The 16,199-nt window shown below is 58.6% G+C and carries 12 protein-coding genes; 8 read left to right on the top strand and 4 right to left on the bottom strand.

Annotated elements, in window-relative coordinates; genetic code table 11:
- Positions 1-37: 37 nt before the first annotated feature.
- The 8 genes from QLQ17_RS13835 (at position 38) to QLQ17_RS13800 (ending at position 7,716) form a co-directional block, all read left to right on the top strand.
- Entirely contained in the window at positions 38-460 is a 423-nt protein-coding gene (locus tag QLQ17_RS13835; RefSeq protein ID WP_283210197.1) for a YkvA family protein, read from the top strand.
- Positions 442-1,218 carry a MotA/TolQ/ExbB proton channel family protein gene (locus QLQ17_RS13830; RefSeq protein ID WP_283210196.1) on the top strand — a complete coding sequence of 259 codons (777 nt, stop codon included), beginning with the start codon at positions 442-444 and terminating at the stop codon, positions 1,216-1,218. The genes QLQ17_RS13835 and QLQ17_RS13830 overlap by 19 nt, the downstream gene beginning before the upstream one ends.
- Before the next feature lie 5 nt (positions 1,219-1,223).
- The gene (locus QLQ17_RS13825) at positions 1,224-2,141 is read left to right on the top strand and encodes a MotB family protein (protein WP_283210195.1); all 918 of its coding nucleotides are present in this window, start codon (positions 1,224-1,226) and stop codon (positions 2,139-2,141) included.
- A gap of 209 nt (positions 2,142-2,350) precedes the next feature.
- Complete coding sequence (locus tag QLQ17_RS13820; protein WP_283210194.1) at positions 2,351-3,559, top strand: ammonium transporter; 1,209 nt, start codon at positions 2,351-2,353, stop codon at positions 3,557-3,559.
- A gap of 197 nt (positions 3,560-3,756) precedes the next feature.
- Positions 3,757-5,190, top strand: a complete 1,434-nt coding sequence (locus QLQ17_RS13815) for a circularly permuted type 2 ATP-grasp protein (RefSeq protein ID WP_283210483.1) — start codon at positions 3,757-3,759, stop codon at positions 5,188-5,190.
- The gene (locus QLQ17_RS13810; RefSeq protein ID WP_283210193.1) at positions 5,184-6,122 is read left to right on the top strand and encodes an alpha-E domain-containing protein; all 939 of its coding nucleotides are present in this window, start codon (positions 5,184-5,186) and stop codon (positions 6,120-6,122) included. Before QLQ17_RS13815 ends, QLQ17_RS13810 begins: the two co-directional genes overlap by 7 nt.
- Entirely contained in the window at positions 6,119-6,904 is a 786-nt protein-coding gene (locus QLQ17_RS13805; protein WP_283210192.1) for a transglutaminase family protein, read from the top strand. The genes QLQ17_RS13810 and QLQ17_RS13805 overlap by 4 nt, the downstream gene beginning before the upstream one ends.
- Before the next feature lie 86 nt (positions 6,905-6,990).
- Positions 6,991-7,716 carry a proteasome-type protease gene (locus QLQ17_RS13800; RefSeq protein ID WP_283210191.1) on the top strand — a complete coding sequence of 242 codons (726 nt, stop codon included), beginning with the start codon at positions 6,991-6,993 and terminating at the stop codon, positions 7,714-7,716.
- Positions 7,717-7,723: 7 nt separating this feature from the next.
- Here the strand turns inward: QLQ17_RS13800 and QLQ17_RS17140 are convergent, their stop codons facing one another.
- The 4 genes from QLQ17_RS17140 to QLQ17_RS13775 are packed head-to-tail and all read right to left on the bottom strand — an operon-like array spanning position 7,724 to position 16,130.
- Positions 7,724-11,008: a lipocalin-like domain-containing protein gene (locus tag QLQ17_RS17140; protein ID WP_349306802.1), complete on the bottom strand. Its 3,285-nt coding sequence runs from the start codon at positions 11,006-11,008 to the stop codon at positions 7,724-7,726.
- A gap of 4 nt (positions 11,009-11,012) precedes the next feature.
- Positions 11,013-11,690: an ABC transporter ATP-binding protein gene (locus QLQ17_RS13785; RefSeq protein ID WP_283210190.1), complete on the bottom strand. Its 678-nt coding sequence runs from the start codon at positions 11,688-11,690 to the stop codon at positions 11,013-11,015.
- 7 nt (positions 11,691-11,697) lie between these two features.
- Complete coding sequence (locus tag QLQ17_RS13780; protein ID WP_283210189.1) at positions 11,698-14,862, bottom strand: efflux RND transporter permease subunit; 3,165 nt, start codon at positions 14,860-14,862, stop codon at positions 11,698-11,700.
- Positions 14,859-16,130, bottom strand: coding sequence for an efflux RND transporter periplasmic adaptor subunit (locus QLQ17_RS13775; RefSeq protein WP_283210188.1), 1,272 nt, complete (start codon positions 16,128-16,130; stop codon positions 14,859-14,861). Before QLQ17_RS13775 ends, QLQ17_RS13780 begins: the two co-directional genes overlap by 4 nt.
- Between the last annotated feature and the right edge of the window lie 69 nt (positions 16,131-16,199).

The raw sequence follows: 16,199 nt of genomic DNA, 5'->3' as shown, positions 1-16,199 counted from the left end.
TTACAAGCCTAAAGACCAAGCTTCACAGGAATCATCCATGGCCGTTTTTAACGAACGGAAGGCAAAAAAACAGCTCGATCAGGAAGCCGGAAAAGTTCATCAGAAGGATGTTGGTGATCTTTTGGCCCGTCAAAAAGCCATTGAAGAAAAAGTTCACAACAGCGGAAAGCTAAAGCGTTTCAGCTCGGATGTCAGTCTGATGTTCTCAATGCTTCAGGACTACTGGAAGGGCAATTATCGGGAAATCCCCTGGAAAAGCGTCGCTGCCATTGCCGGAGCACTGATTTACGTGCTGAATCCGCTTGATGTGATACCCGACCTGATACTAGGTTTTGGCCTGGTGGACGATGCTGGCGTGGTGGCACTGTGCCTTAAGTTGGTGGAGTCAGACCTGCTGCGTTATGCCGCCTGGAAAGAACACAGGGAACAAGAGGAAGACACTTGGATTTCGCAACCCTGATAGGCTTGTTCGGAGCCATCCTCCTTATAGCTTCAGCTGTTATCCTTGGCGTTTCACCCGACGTGTTTATCAACCCGGCATCGCTACTGATCGTGGTTGGCGGCAGCCTGCTGGTTGTGCTCTCGAAATTCAGCTTTGCCCAATTCTTCTGGGCATTCAAAACCGCGGTAAGGGCTTTCAAGTTTAAATTACCCGACACGCTGGACAGTATTGAAGAGCTGGTGGACGTGGCTCAGGTCGCCCGCAAACAAGGCGTACTGGGACTCGAGAACCGGGAAGTATCTTCACAATTTCTGGGTCAGGGCATCCAGATGCTGGTTGACGGACACAATGCCGAGACCATCAAACAACTATTGAACAAAGAAAAGCTGATGACGCTCGACCACAACCGTTCCGGCGCCAAGGTGTTTACCGCACTGGCCGATGTCGCTCCGGCCATGGGCATGATCGGTACACTGATTGGTCTGGTGCAGATGCTGTCCAACATGGAAGATCCGAAATCCATTGGGCCTGCCATGGCCGTGGCGCTGCTAACCACCCTCTATGGCGCCATGATCGCCACCATGATTGCCACCCCTATCGCCGACAAGCTGTCGTTGCGAATGACCGAGGAAGCACGCCTCCAAAGCCTCTACATTGATGCTCTGACGGCAATCCAGGAAGGCACAAATCCGCGCATCGTGGAGCAGATGCTGTCCAGCTATCTGACCCCGAAAGAGAGAGCAAAACAGGGACAGGCTGAAGGGGCCACCGGGTAACTGCCATGGACGACTTGCCGGAGGAGGAAAAACCGGGCATTCCCGCTTGGGTCGTCACCTTTGCCGACCTGATGTCGTTGCTGATGTGTTTCTTCGTGTTGCTGCTGTCTTTCTCGGAAATTGATGCGCAGAAATTCAAGCAGATTGCCGGTGAACTGTCGAAAGCCTTCGGGGTGCAAAGAGAGGTCCCTGCGCTTGAAATCCCAGAAGGCACCAGCCCGATCTTTGATAAATTCTCGCCAGCCCCACCAGAGCCCACGCCACTGGAACAGGTCAAACAGGCCACGACCACAGAAGAACCAAACATTGAAACGCTCAAGAGCCCGGAAGAAACCGCCGTTGCGGAAGCGGTTCAGGAACAGATGGACGAGCGCGTCGACAGCATACTTGCGGTCCTGGAACCTGCCGTCGCCGACGGCCGAATCAACGTATCCCAGGATCAGGCCCGCATCATTATTCGAATTGAAGAGAAGGGTTCGTTCCCGTCCGGCTCAGCCGAGATTACCTACGAATTCGAGGGGCTGCTGCTGGACATGGCAGAAGTGCTTGGAGATATGCCCGGCGATATAGCCATTGAAGGGCACACCGACGATGTACCCATCCGCACCAATCGATTTGCCAGCAACTGGAACCTGTCCGCCGCGCGCGCTGCCGCTGTCGCGAACGTATTGCTCGCTCGAGACCTGATGGACCCCGACCGGGTTCGCGTCACCGGCCTGGCAGACACCGAGCCCCGCGTTCCTAACAGCTCACCGGCCAATCGCGCCAAAAACCGCAGGGTAGAGATCATTCTGGATCTGGCAAACGATGTTGAAGAAGAGGTCATTCGACTGCGGGAATTGATGGGCATCCGGCCCAGTCAGGAGTCAATGCTCAACCCCAGCATTGAGTCGAGTGATGCGGATGGCTCCCTGATCTGGTAACGCACCAATATCAATCATTAAGCCAAGAAACGCACTTTTATAGTGCCTTTTTCAGTCTAAGCTTTCATCTCTCCAGCTGCTGCACCACCTGCCTGCCCCATCATTGCTCATGATGCATTATTTTGGAACATCTTTTGCTTCATCCGCCCTCTTTAAATGCATAGAGCCTTTCGCAGGCTATCGTTCAATCGTCCAGGAGAGACTATCCCGTGGATATCACCAGTGCAGTTCATACGCTGACAGAAAGTGCCAATACTCTGTTTATCCTTATCGGTGCCATTATGGTGCTGGCTATGCACGCCGGCTTTGCCTTCCTTGAAGTGGGCACTGTGCGCCATAAGAACCAGGTCAACGCCCTGGTCAAAATCATGACCGACTTCGGTGTTTCGGCTGTCGCCTACTTCTTCGTGGGCTACTACATTGCCTACGACGCCCACTTCATGACCGCCGCCAGCGAACTCACTGCCAGCAACGGCTACGAGCTGGTGAAATTCTTCTTCCTGATGACCTTCGCGGCCGCCATTCCGGCCATCGTTTCCGGTGGCGTCGCCGAGCGGGCAAAGTTCTATCCCATGCTTATTGCATCGGCGCTGATCGTGGGTGTGGTGTATCCATTCTTTGAAGGTCTGATCTGGAACGGCAACTATGGCTTCCAGGGCTGGCTGGAGAACCAGTTTGGTGCATCTTTCCACGACTTCGCCGGTTCCGTTGTGGTGCACGCAGTGGGTGGCTGGATTGCACTGGCTGCCGTCCTGCTGCTTGGCGCACGAAACGGGCGCTATCGTAACGGCCGAGTGGTGGCCTTTGCGCCCTCAAGCATTCCGTTCCTGGCCCTGGGCGCCTGGATACTGACCGTCGGCTGGTTCGGCTTCAACGTCATGTCTGCCCAGACCATGGACGGCATCAGCGGTCTGGTGGCTGTGAACAGTCTGATGGCCATGGTCGGCGGCGTTCTGGTGGCCATGCTGGTGGGCCGCAAAGACCCGGGCTTTATTCACAACGGTCCGCTGGCCGGCCTGGTCGCCGTGTGCGCCGGTTCTGACCTGATGCACCCGGTGGGCGCTCTGATCACCGGCGGCATTGCCGGGGCCATCTTCGTATTCATGTTCGACTGGGCTCAGGATCGGGTCGAGCGCCTGGATGACGTCCTGGGCGTCTGGCCGCTACACGGCGTCTGTGGCGTCTGGGGCGCTATTGCCTGTGGCATATTCGGGCAGGCCTCTCTCGGCGGTCTGGGCGGCGTGAGCCTGATGTCCCAGATTATCGGCTCTATCGCCGGCGTCGCGGTTGCTTTCATTGGTGGCCTGATCGTGTACGGCGTGGTGAAAGCCATTTCGGGCATCCGACTGACCGAAGAAGAAGAATTCAACGGTGCCGACCTGAGCGTTCATCGCATCGGGGCCAACGCAAACGAGTAAGCGCACCGTTTTCGCGCACAGCATTTCCAACCCCAGCTGGTGTGCACCACTAGCTGGCGGTTTTGACAAAACTCCTGTCCGATCCTTTACTTAAACCTGACCTGTGCCCGCCTGACGGCATTTCTGGCCCATGGTTTGCTGGTATTTCGGGTTATCTGACACGGCGTTACCAACGCCCCCAGGAGATGTATTTGACCATGCTGATCCAGACGCCCGCCGAGGGCCTGTACGACGAACTCTTCGATTCCGATAATCGGGTAAGACCCCATTGCAAGCCGCTTGAAAACTGGCTGGTCGATTCCGACGAAGACCTGATTGCAGAAAAGCGGCGCGAAGCTAACGTGCTCTTCCAGCGACTGGGCATCACCTTCAACGTGTATGGTGAGGATCAAGGCGCCGATCGACTGATTCCCTTTGACCTGATTCCGCGTGTGATATCCGCCGCCGACTGGCAAATCCTGTCCAGCGGCCTGCGTCAGCGCGTTCAGGCGCTCAACCGGTTCCTGCACGACATCTATCATAATTTTGAAATCGTCAAAGCGGGGGTGCTAAGCGCCGAGCAGGTGTTTGCCAACCCGCAATACCAGCCGGGCATGCAAAACCTGAAATTGCCCCGCAACCTGTATTCCCACATCGCGGGAATCGATCTGATTCGACACAACGACGGCGACTTCTACGTGCTGGAAGACAATCTTCGTTGTCCCAGTGGCGTGTCCTACATGCTGGAGAATCGCCGCATGATGATGCGGTTGTTCCCGGAGCTGTTTGCTTCCGCACCGGTCGCGCCGGTTGACCACTACCCCGCGCTGCTGGGCGAAACCCTGCGTGCTGCGTCGCTGAAGCCCAACCCAACCGTGGCCGTGCTCACCCCTGGCCGCTTCAACAGCGCCTACTTCGAGCACGCATTCCTGGCTCGCCAGATGGGCGTGGAGCTGGTGGAGGGCGCCGACCTGTTTGTCCGCAAAAACCGCGTTTACATGAAGACGACCGTGGGCCCGCAGCAGGTGGACGTGATTTACCGCCGCATCGACGACGATTTCCTTGACCCACTGGCCGGCAACCCCAAATCCATGTTGGGTGTGCCTGGGTTATATGCCGCGTACCGTAGTGGCAACGTCGTATTTGCCAACGCCATGGGTACCGGCGTGGCGGACGACAAATCCATCTATCCCTTCGTACCGGACATGATCCGTTTCTACTTGGGCGAGGAGCCTATTCTGAAGAACGTACCGACCTGGTCCTGTCGCAAGCCCAAAGATCTTAAATACGTGCTCGAGCACCTCTCTGAACTGGTGGTGAAAGAAGCTCAAGGCGCCGGCGGCTACGGCATGCTGATTGGCCCCAAAGCCACCAAGAAAGAATTGAGTCATTTCGCCGACTTGTTGAAAGCCAAACCCCATCTATACATTGCGCAGCCGACACTCAGCCTGTCCACTTGCCCCACCTTTGTGGAGGAAGGGGTCGCACCCCGGCACCTGGACCTACGGCCGTTTGTGCTCAGCGGCAAGAAAATCCAGATGGTCCCGGGTGGCCTGACCCGTGTCGCGTTGAAAGAAGGCTCACTGGTAGTGAACTCTTCTCAGGGAGGTGGCACCAAAGACACCTGGGTACTGGAGGGCGACCCATGCTGAGCCGCGCTGCCTCAAGTCTGTTCTGGATGGCCCGTTACCTCGAGAGGGCGGAATCCCAGGCCCGTCTACTGGACGTGAGCCTCACCATGGCGCTGATTGACGTTCCCGAAGACCGTGAAGAGCAGCTGTCCGTGCCACTGCTGGTTACCGGCACACAAGAAGCCTTTACCAGTCTTTATAAAGACATTACGCCACAAAACGTGATTGACTTTATGCTGCTGGATGAACGCCATCCCGCCAGCGTGTACAACATCATCAAAAGTGCCCGGGACAACGCACTCCAGGTGCGCGGCAACCTGTCGGCCGACGTGTGGGAAAGCATCAACCTGTCTTGGATGGAGATGAAGGACCTGCGCGCCACCGGCGTCACCGAGTCCAACGCCAGTCGCATTTTCGACTGGACGCGGGCGCGGTCCCACATTTTCCGTGGTGCTGCCTACGGCACACTGCTGCGCACCGATGCGTTTCATTTTCTGCGTCTGGGCACCTTCATCGAGCGGGCCGATACCACCGCCCGCGTGTTAGATATCCGGCACCGGATGGCGACCGCGTCCCAGGACGAGCACGCCACCCGATCGTTCTTTGAATGGACCGCGCTGCTGCACTCTCTGGCCGCCTTCGAGGCCTATCAGCAGATTTACGGCCACAACATCCTGCCTATCAACGTGGCGGAACTGCTGATACTCGAGCTGGACGTGCCCCGATCACTACATGCTTGCCTGCGCGAAATTGTGGCTCTGCTGGAACAGGTGGAAAATGGCGAAGCCCGTAAGGCCCGTCGCCTGGCCAACAGCCTATTCGCCAACATCCATTATGGCGACCGGGACTACATTGCCGAGCGCGGGCTACACGAATACCTGACGGATTTCCTGGAACGCATTCAGGGCATTGCCGAGCAGATTCAGAAAGACTACATGGGGTGGCAGGTATGAAACTGAAAATTCGCCACGACACAACCTACACCTACGACGAGCCCACTCAGACCAGCATTCAGTACATCCGGCTGACGCCCAGGAACACGCCGCAACAGCGCATCCTGGAGTGGAACCTGCGTACGCCCGGTGACACCAACATGATGACCGACGGGTTCGGCAACCAGGTCACCGTCATGACCATGGACCGGCCGGTGTCGGAAATCACGCTGACGGCCGAAGGCATCGTCGATCTGACCGGCAAGCCGCTGACCAAGGATGATTCTCCCTTTCCGCCGGCGGTATTCCTGCGCCCGACCGCGCTGACGGAAGCCAGTAAGCCGATCAAGAAATTTGCCGACCAATTCTCGGCCAACAAACGCAGCCTGGTTCGGATGATGAACAAGATTCTGGAGCGGATTCAGTTCGTTCCGGGGGCGACCACGGTGACGCATACGGCGACAGAGGCCTTTGATGACAAAAAAGGTGTGTGTCAGGATCACACCCACGTCTTCATCGCCTGCTGCCGTTACATTGGGGTACCGGTCCGGTATGTCAGCGGATACATCCATACGGACAGTGAGGACCACCTGGCCACCCACGCCTGGGCAGAGGTTTGGCTGGGCCACAACTGGCACACCTTTGACGTGGTCAACCTGCTGAATGTGGCCGAAAGCCACATCAAGCTGGCGACCGGCCTGGATTACCTGGACGCGGCACCGGTCAGGGGTATGCGTGCGGGTGGTGGCGCGGAAAGTCTCCACACCAAGGCGTGGGTGACTCGCGCAGGCGAGAGCCAATAACGATTCACAATTCATCCTTAATACCCATGCTTTCTGTGAAAAAGTGGGTACACTGACACCGTTCGATTGATCGAGGATGGCTGTCTATGACTTATTGTGTGGCGATGCGAATGGCCGATGGCCTGGTGTTCGTATCCGATTCCCGCACCAACGCCGGGTTTGACCAGATTTCCACCTTCCGGAAGATGCACGTGTTCGAGCAGGAAGGCGAACGGGAACTGGTGATAATGACCGCCGGCAACCTGGCGACCAGCCAGAGTGTGATCAGTTTGTTGGAGAAACGCTGCGGAACCGAGGAGCCGAATCTTCTCAGCGTCCCTTCGATGTTCGACGCCGCCGAGCTGATCGGCGAGACCATGCGGGAAGTCATCCGACGCGACAACCCTGAAGGCAAGGTCAAGCACGTGGACTTCAGCTGCTCGCTCATTCTGGGTGGACAAATCCGGGGCGAGTCTCCGCGGCTGTTTAATATCTATTCCGCGGGCAACTTCATCGAAGCCACGAAAGAGACGCCGTATTTCCAAATCGGTGAATCCAAGTATGGCAAACCGATACTCGACCGGGTCTTAAACTTTGAGACGCCCCTGGAGCGGGCTTATCAGTGCGCTCTGATCTCCTTCGATTCCACCATGAAGAGCAACCTGTCGGTGGGCATGCCGCTGGACGTGGCCATCTACAGGAATGATCAGCTCAAACCCTGCTTCATTGAACAGGTCGACGAGAACAACGAGTATTTCCACCAATTGCGCGCCCAATGGCACCAGGGCATTCAGGGCCTGTTCAACGACCTGACGCCACCATCCATCGTCTGAGACGCCGCTACTGGCTGCCGTAGCCGGTCAATTCCATGTAACCCACGCCGGAGTGGGACCCGCTCACACTCACCGGGCTCTCCCAATAAGGATAAAGCCCGGCGTTCCAGTAATCGCCCCTGGGCGCCGTGATGCTGAGATCGACGCCCAGGGCGGGGATGGTCAGATTGAAACTTCGGGGCACACGCCCCTGTTCCGACTCATGCCAGCGCTGACCCGCCAATTCGATCTGATCAGGTGCGAGTGACGTCGCGGTACCATCCGGCCGAACCCAGGTCCCGGACAGAAAGTCACCTTGATCTTCCCGCAAACGAAGCGCCATCAGTTTGTGGCCACCCTCGAGGTGCAGCGCAAACCAGTCCCAGCCCTGCTGACCGGCTTTCAGAAACTGGCTGCTCCACTCCCGATCAAACCAGCCCTGACCCTGAACTTCATAGGTAGTGCCATCAAGGGTGACCGTGCCCGTAATCTCAAGATTCGTCAGGCTGAAATACATAGAGCCCTTGCCGTCATGGGATTTGGCGCTAAACCCATCATCACCATGGGTTACCCGCTTGTCGGTATTGGCCAGGCGCAGATCGTAAGCCCAATCATTGGCGTCCACGGTCAGATGCCAATCATCGGATGATTCCTTTTGTCTCAACCACCAGTCATCGAGCCATACCTCGAAGGGTGATGCCACGGCGCCAGCGTGCCCCACATCCCCCCTGGCCAGGCGCTCGGAAAAACGGTGTTCGCCATCGAGCGACACGGCGGCGTGAGCCATCCATGCAGACTCCAGAGGCCATTGCTCGGGCGCTGGCGCGGGTGCGCTAGCAGGACGCGGCTTCAGAGCCTGACGAAACTGTGTCCATTGAACGCCCAGGGGCTGGCCGTCGGCCGTTCGCAGATTGGCCGTCAGGTACCACCATTCGATGCGATGCTGCGGATGCGGCCCAAGGTCACCTGGAAACGTCAGAGTATCTCCCGGGGCGGGTTGCAGGTACTCATGGGGGCCGTCCTGGCCGACAGACTCAGCAAGGCCAGCAAAGCCCTGCGGTTCGGGCGCTTCGGTACACGCCATCAGTGTCAGGAAAACCAGCCCCAACACCGGGTTTACAGAAGCAGCGGGCCTGATTTTGCGCCCGATGAGCCAGGCAATTGCCAGTCCAATCAATGCCATCATCACCATCAGTTCAACCCAGAACATCGGGTAAATGGCCATCGGCAGCGACCAGCCAAACGCCAGCGGATTAATCCGGCTGACCAGCACCCAGGTCAGCCAGACACCCAGCGGCAGGGCAACGACGGTTACGCCGGCACAAAGCAGCAGGGCAAGCCGACGCAACTCACCGCGAACCGCTGAGTCAGACACACCCCAGACCCCCAGCAAATCGAAATAACGCGCCCGAGTGGCGAAAAACACCCAGCCCATCACCAGCAGCGACAGAGAGGCAAGCACCAGCGTCAGCAGGCTAATGGCACGGGTCAGCAGAAAGGTCTGTTGAAACACCTGACTGGCCAGCGCCTGAATGCTGTCGTTATCTCGTACCGTCAAATCCTCTGCCTGCCAGGCGGCCTTCAGGGCATTGGCAACCCCTTCAACCGACGGCTGGCCGGGATTGATGGAGAAACTCTGAAAAGACGGAGTCAGATCGTTCGGCAGAAAATCCCCATGGATCAAAAGCTCCCCCGACGGACGGCCGTAATCCGCGTAAATCGCCGCGACGTTCGCGGTCATCGGCCGGCCATCCACTTCATATTGAACCCGCTGACCCAGCGAGAGTTGCTGACGCCGTGCCAGTTGTTCGTTAACCATCACCGCTCCGGATTCAAGAGCGGCCCAGGGACGATCAACCGAGGCCAGCAAGGTCCAATCAGTCACCAGATCGGTAATGGGCGACAGGGCCAGAACGTCCGCGGTCACGCCGGATGAGGGGCCGTCTGCGCCCGGCAACTGTGCCTGGGTTCGGCGCACCCAGTGCCAGTCACCGATGCCCTCCAGGTCCGACAAAGCAGCCGCACCCAACTGACCCTCGGCGCCATCCGGCACTTCCACATAGACCTTTGCCGCCAGCCGTTGCTCCAGCCAGGTATCGAAGGTGTTTTCAAAGGTGGTGACCAGCGCCTGAACCGCCAACACCGTGGCCATGGCAAATTGAAGGGCCACCACGGGCAACGCCAGATTCCGGAACATCACCCCCAACTCCCGAAAACGCCAACGAGAAAGAGGTGAATGCGGGCTCTGCGGCAGACGCCTCGCCACCCGATCGGCAAGACTGGCGAGCAACCGCGGAGCCAAGCCGCCTAACCCGGCAAATACCAGGGCGGTTCCCACAAACACCCAGACCAGTGAGGCCGCCGAAACAACGAGCGTCAGACCAGCAACAGCGACCGCAATCAACAGCCATGGTGACGCTTTTAGCGCCCGAACAGGAAGCACCCGGTCAAGCAGACAAACGCCAAGCACCAGCGCCACCATGACCATCATCGCCTGCCAGGCAACGGGGCCGCTGACGCCGGCATACAGGGACACGTCGAACAAACTGGCCAAGGCCTGGCCAAATCCCTGCCCCAGCCGGTTCGCCAACGCCTGGCCCAGCCATACCCCAGGCACCACGCATACCAGCGTCAGGGCGACCAATTCGACGATCAGCAGGCGGTCAACCCGCCTTTGCGAGACACCAAACCGTTCCAGCAGCGTAAAACTGCTGCGTCTCTGGGCAAGGCCAAGGTGGTAGACACTGCGCACCAGCAAACCGGTAATGAACAGAACCAGCAAGCTGAGCGCATCCAGATTCAACAGAAAGCTGTCCGCCAGTTCGCCTGTGGCAGGGCCAAGACGAAATTCCCGGTAATGATATCCCGCTGGCAGGGCCTGATCTTCCGAATCGGCCAGCAAAGACAAGCGCCCCTGACCGTCCGCAACCTGACCAATATCAACAAAAGGCTCGCCTTCCATCGGCTGTCTGGAGCCGCCCGGTGCCGAACTCAGACAGGCCATCGCCAGCGCATCAATGCCGATCACGGAGGCATTACCAGGCCCATCCGACGATTCCAGCCAGGGTGCAACGCAGATACCGGCGCGCCTGAGCGTGACAAAATCGGCGACCGTCACGGGCTGGCCATCTTCCCGAACCACCGAATACTGGGGCGCCACCGACGCTTCACTGACTTGCAGACTGTCCCTGGCCTGCCCGGTGAGAACGGATACCCCGGTCCAGAGCATGGTGGCCACAACAATCATCAATGCCAGCGCCAGCAGTTGCAGCGGGTGGCGCCGGTAGTGACTGGTCATGGCTCTGATGATCATGGGATCAGCCGCCGCCGAGATTAAGCTGGTGGTGGCATCGGCCAGCCAGCGACGGATCGTGGGTGGCCAACAGCAGGGTACAGCCCGTCTGGCGTTGCACCTCGAAAAGCCGATCAGCGACGTCGTCTGCGGTGTGCAAATCCAGACTGCCCGTCGGTTCGTCGGCCAAAATCAATGCAGGCTTCATGGCAAATACCATGGCCAATGCAGCACGCTGCCGCTGGCCGCCTGACACTTGATCCGGGTAACGGTTGGCTTCGGCGCCCACCCCCAGCAGTTCCAGCCAGCGGATGTCATCGCCAGACGATTGACCTGCCAGGCTGGCGCGAAGCTGAACGTTTTCCGCCAGCGTCATGGCAGGCATCAGGTTGGCTTCCTGAAACACCACTCCAATGGCTTGCCGACGCAACTGTGCCCAGCGCGGGCGCAGAACCTCGGTAGGCTGGGTTGCCTCGAACTCCTGGCCCGCCAAAATAACTTTCCCGGTATCGGCATGTTCCAGACCGCAAAGAAGGTTAAGCAACGTGCTTTTTCCGGATCCAGAGCGCCCAACGATGGCCAGTGATTCCGAGGCAGGCACCGTAAACGACAGGTTATCGAGGACCTGAACCCGATCCTCACCGCTGATGTACCGCTTGGACAGGCCTTCAACCGATACCTGCGCCCGATGTTTCGCATACATCGTCAAATCAACCTTGGGTCGCTTCGGTGTGTGGCTCCTGGTTGCCTTCGTGCCGCGCACGCCATTCACGGAACTGTTCCAGATAGGACAGTAATGCCGGGATAACAGCCAGTACCAGCAGCGTTGACAGGCCAAGCCCGAACGCAATGGACGTCGCCATGGGAATCAGGAACTGCGCCTGTAGAGACGTCTCGAACAACAGCGGCAACAGGCCGCCAATTGTCGTAAGAGAGGTCAGCAATACCGCTCGCACTCGCTGAACCGCCGCCTCGTTCAGCGCGTCAGTAATACCCAGGCCTTTGCTGCGTTGATGGTTATAAAACGCGACCAGGATGATGGCGTTGTTCACCACGATGCCCGACAGGCCAAACAGACCGAACAGTGACAGGATGGTGAGCTGCAACCCCATCAGCCAATGGCCGATCAGCGCACCGACCAGCGCAAAGGGGATAATGGCCATAACGATCAACGGCAGGCTCCAGGATGCGAACACCCAGGTTAAAACTACGTACATCAGGCCAAGCCCGATCATCAGGCCGGTACGCATGTCGTCCAGGGTCTCCCTCTGGTCTGCAGAACGCCCCTCAAAGCTGTAATTGAGGTTGTATTCTTTGACCAGAGACGGCAGTACGTTTTCCTCTAGGCTGGCCAGGATCTCATCGGTGGTGCTGATGCGAGTGTTGAGCGACGCTGTCACTTCCACCGCCAGCTCGCCATCGGCATGACGCAAAGCCTGAAAGCCCTGCCTGTGGTCCAGATTCATAACCTGCGTCAGGGGGACAAAACGCCCATCCGGCACCCGGATGGACAACCGCGACAGCGTTGACATGCGCTCACGCTGGGCTTGCGGTAGCTGAACCCTGACTTCCACTTCATCGCGGCCGTCCTGATAGATCTGGGCGATCCTGCCGTCGAATGCCGCCCTCAGCTGCCGGCCCAGCTCGTTGGTGGTCAGGCCCAGAGCCTCACCCTGGGCACTGACCTGATAGATCAGCTGTTCGCGCCCCCAGGGCATGTCGTCTTCGGTATCCAGCACACCCGGAAGAGTGGCTATGGATTGCGCCAGAGACTCCGCGGCTTTCTTCAACGCGATGGCGTCATCACCGGTCAAACGCACGTTCACATCCCGACCCGGTGGGCCGGACTGGCGCTCGGTAATATTAAGATTGTCCAGCCCGGCGGGCAGGTCGAGCCGGTCACGCCACTGGCGAATGAATTCCGGATTGCGGACCGAACGGCCATCGGATGGCGTGAGTTCCACCAGCATGGAACCCAATTCGTTGCCGGTGCGGCTGGAGCCAGCGGAGCCCCGAGTGCTGCCGTGACTGGTCATGGCGTTCAGCACCAGATCGCCGCCCAGGGCCTCTTCGGTTTCGTTCAATGCCTGTTCCAGGTCCGCCAGGAACTCGTCCACGGCCGTCTGGTTAGTGCCCGCCACGAAGCTGGCATTGGCATACAGAATCGACGGTTCCGGCGTAGGGAAGAAATTGAACCCCAGCTTGCCGCCCGCCAGCAGGCCAGCCGTCAACAATGCCAGGGCCAGGGCACTGGCCAGCGTAATGCCCCGATGCTCCAGCGTGTAGCGTGACATGGCTCGGAATCGGCCGTCGCGGAAGCGGTCAAAACGCCGTTCAAAGCCTTGCCTGATTCGATCAATCGGGCCGCGTTCAGGCGCCGGGGCGTCCGCCGTTCGCTTCTTCCCACGCGGGACAAACGCATGGCGCAGGTGCGCGGGCAGCACAATGAAACATTCCATCAGCGACGCCACCAGCACGCAGATCATCACCAGGGGGATATCTCCGAGAATGTTCCCGATCACACCACCCACCACCAGCAGCGGCATGAAGGCAGCCACGGTGGTCAGGGAGGACGCCAACACCGGCCACACCATGCGTTTGGCAGCGCCCTCCGACGCATATATGGACTCCTCGCCCATACGGGCGTGCGCGTCTGCATCTTCCCCCACCACAATGGCGTCATCCACGATCACACCCAAAGCCATAATCAGGGCAAACAGGGAAATCATGTTGATGGAGCCGCCAATGCCCCACAGCACCGCCATCGCGGCCAGAAACGCGGTGGGTATACCTACTGCCACCCAGAAAGCGACGCGACCGGGCAGAAACAGATACAAAAGGATCACGACCAGCACCAGGCCACCGAAGCCGTTCTTGATCAGCAACGAAATACGGTCGTCAATGAGCTGCCAGGTTTCGTCATACACTTCCAGACCAACACCAGGCGGCAGCGTGGGGCGCGTCTCTTTCAACCAACGATCCAGTACTTCAGCAGCTTCCAGCGAATTCCCGTCTTCGGCCCGCTGCAACTGCAACTCCACCGCAGGGAGACCGTTCTGACTCATGGTCACCTGACTGTCACGGGCTTCCTGGCGAATTCTGGCGATATCCCCCAACGCCAGCTGAGTGCGCTGATCGCTAAGAACCGGAATGTTCTCGAAATCCTGCGGATTGCGACGCTGCTCTACAGAACGCAGTTCGCGGGTGGAATCCTGCTGCGCCATCATGCCGGCCGGCAGATCCCGGGAGATTGCTCCGACCCGGCTCGCAATCTGTTCCAGTGACAGCCCCAGGGTTTCCAGCGTTTCCACTGGCACATCAATGCTGATCTGTTGCTCCGGGAGACCAGAGATGGACACCCGGTCGATCCCTCGTGACAGTAACTCGTCTTCAAAGCGATAAACCAATTGCCGCAACTCGTACCGGTCAAGATCTCCGAACACCATAAGCCGGCCGACCGGTTCGTACCGTTCTACCCTCGTGACCTGTGGTTCCTCGGCTTCGGCGGGCAGGTTGGTGAATTCATCCACCTTCTGTCGCACATCGTCCAGGGCCTGAATCGGATTGCTGCCTTCCACAAATTCCAGGGTAATGGACGACACGCCCTGGGCCGACGTGGACGTCATTTTCTTCATACCCTGAATACTTCGCAGCCGCTGCTCCAGCGGGTTGGTAATCCCCTGCTCCACGTCTTCCGCCGAAGCACCACTCCAGACGACCCGAACACTCACCACATCCAGTGCAAAGGTCGGGAAGAATTGAATGTTCATGCGGGACAGGGACAACGCACCGCCCAACAGCATCACCAACATGACCAGGTTGGCGGCGACCCGATGATGAACAAAGAAACCGATGATGCCCCGGCGACGCCTCATTCTTCGGCTCCGGCGCTGCTGTCTTTGCTGTCACCGTTACCGGCCACCTGAACCTTCAATCCGCTCATGGCATTGGGCAAGTGGGTAGTAATCAGGGCGCGCCCCGCTGCCAGGTCATCGCTTGCCACCAGCACGTGGCGTTCGCCATTCTGCACGGGCACTTCGCCCTGCCGCTCAACCTGGACTCGCTGCATTCGGCGATCTTCAGACATCAGGTAGACACTGTTGCTGCCATATAGAGCGCTGTAAGGAACAGCCACGGAAGAGGGTACGGAGGGCCGTTGCAGGCTTACAGGCAGCAAGCCACCCGGACGCAGACCGTGGTCTTCGCCCCCTGCCTGGGAGCGCAGAGACAGGATGGCCTCGGTGCCAGATGGCGCACTGGTACCCGCAAACCGATCAAGTACAAACCGATGCCGACCGTCTTCGGTCACCGCTTCCAGGGTTTGGCCACTGGACAGCGCAGACAACAATTCGGCCCGGTAACGATCAGGCACCGTCGCCCGCAATTCCAGCCCCGTGTTGGGATAGATCGACAACAACGGTGCGTTCTGATTCACCCGGTCGCCAGGGGCCACCTGTATATCGGTGACCACACCGTCGAAAGGCGCCTCGATAACCGCACGCTCTGCATCCAGTTCAGTGGTTGCCAGCGCCGCCTTCGCCCGTTGCAGTCGGGCATTCAGGCTTTTCAGACGTGCGGGGTGCTCGTCGATGGCGCGCTGTCGGGACGTGACCGTTAACCGTGCCCGCGAAAGGGCGTCTGACGCCGCATCCAGATTTTCCTGAGACGTCAGATTACGATTCACCAGGGATTGAGTTCGCTCGTATTTTCGACGAGCACTGTCCAGAATCGCCTTTTCGCTAGCCAGGGCCTGCTTGTCGTTGGCAAAGCGAATATTTTCAGACTCGATCTGTGCTTCCAGATCCGTTACATCCGCCCGCGCCCTATCCAGTTGGGGCTGCACGTCGGCGCTGTCGAGGGCGATCAGAAGTTCGCCTTTCCCAACGGCCTGACCTTCATGAACGGGCCGTTCACCAATTCGACCCGACAGTGGCGAGGTCAGCCGAATCTGCTCCGGCGCCACCAACTGCCCGTAAAGCGGCAATATCGGCGTGTGCGTTTGGGGCTCAATGATCTTGGTATCTACCAGCCAAGCCCTCTCCTGGGCTTCAACGGCGACAGGCTCGGGCCGGGAAAGCTTTAACAACAGAAAGCCGCCAACACCAAGGGCGAGAATAATCAACGGAAGGAAACGTCTTACCATTACAAGGTCTCAGGTCGTACTTTAGTCTAGGAAGTGCAGATCCAGCGTGAAATAGCACGCCAGAATTGC

Source organism: Marinobacter sp. CHS3-4, from assembly GCF_030053415.1.
GTDB lineage: Bacteria > Pseudomonadota > Gammaproteobacteria > Pseudomonadales > Oleiphilaceae > Marinobacter.
This window is presented reverse-complemented; position numbering and strand designations above follow the sequence as displayed.

Excerpts from the sequence above, each read along its gene's own strand:
- QLQ17_RS13775 (WP_283210188.1), bottom strand. The coding sequence starts at position 16,130 with ATGGTAAGACGTTTCCTTCCGTTGATTATTCTCGCCCTTGGTGTTGGC.
- QLQ17_RS13805 (WP_283210192.1), top strand. The coding sequence starts at position 6,119 with ATGAAACTGAAAATTCGCCACGACACAACCTACACCTACGACGAGCCC.
- QLQ17_RS13780 (WP_283210189.1), bottom strand. The coding sequence starts at position 14,862 with ATGAGGCGTCGCCGGGGCATCATCGGTTTCTTTGTTCATCATCGGGTC.
- QLQ17_RS13785 (WP_283210190.1), bottom strand. The coding sequence starts at position 11,690 with ATGTATGCGAAACATCGGGCGCAGGTATCGGTTGAAGGCCTGTCCAAG.
- QLQ17_RS13800 (WP_283210191.1), top strand. The coding sequence starts at position 6,991 with ATGACTTATTGTGTGGCGATGCGAATGGCCGATGGCCTGGTGTTCGTA.
- QLQ17_RS13835 (WP_283210197.1), top strand. The coding sequence starts at position 38 with ATGGCCGTTTTTAACGAACGGAAGGCAAAAAAACAGCTCGATCAGGAA.
- QLQ17_RS13815 (WP_283210483.1), top strand. The coding sequence starts at position 3,757 with ATGCTGATCCAGACGCCCGCCGAGGGCCTGTACGACGAACTCTTCGAT.
- QLQ17_RS13825 (WP_283210195.1), top strand. The coding sequence starts at position 1,224 with ATGGACGACTTGCCGGAGGAGGAAAAACCGGGCATTCCCGCTTGGGTC.
- QLQ17_RS17140 (WP_349306802.1), bottom strand. The coding sequence starts at position 11,008 with ATGATCATCAGAGCCATGACCAGTCACTACCGGCGCCACCCGCTGCAA.
- QLQ17_RS13810 (WP_283210193.1), top strand. The coding sequence starts at position 5,184 with ATGCTGAGCCGCGCTGCCTCAAGTCTGTTCTGGATGGCCCGTTACCTC.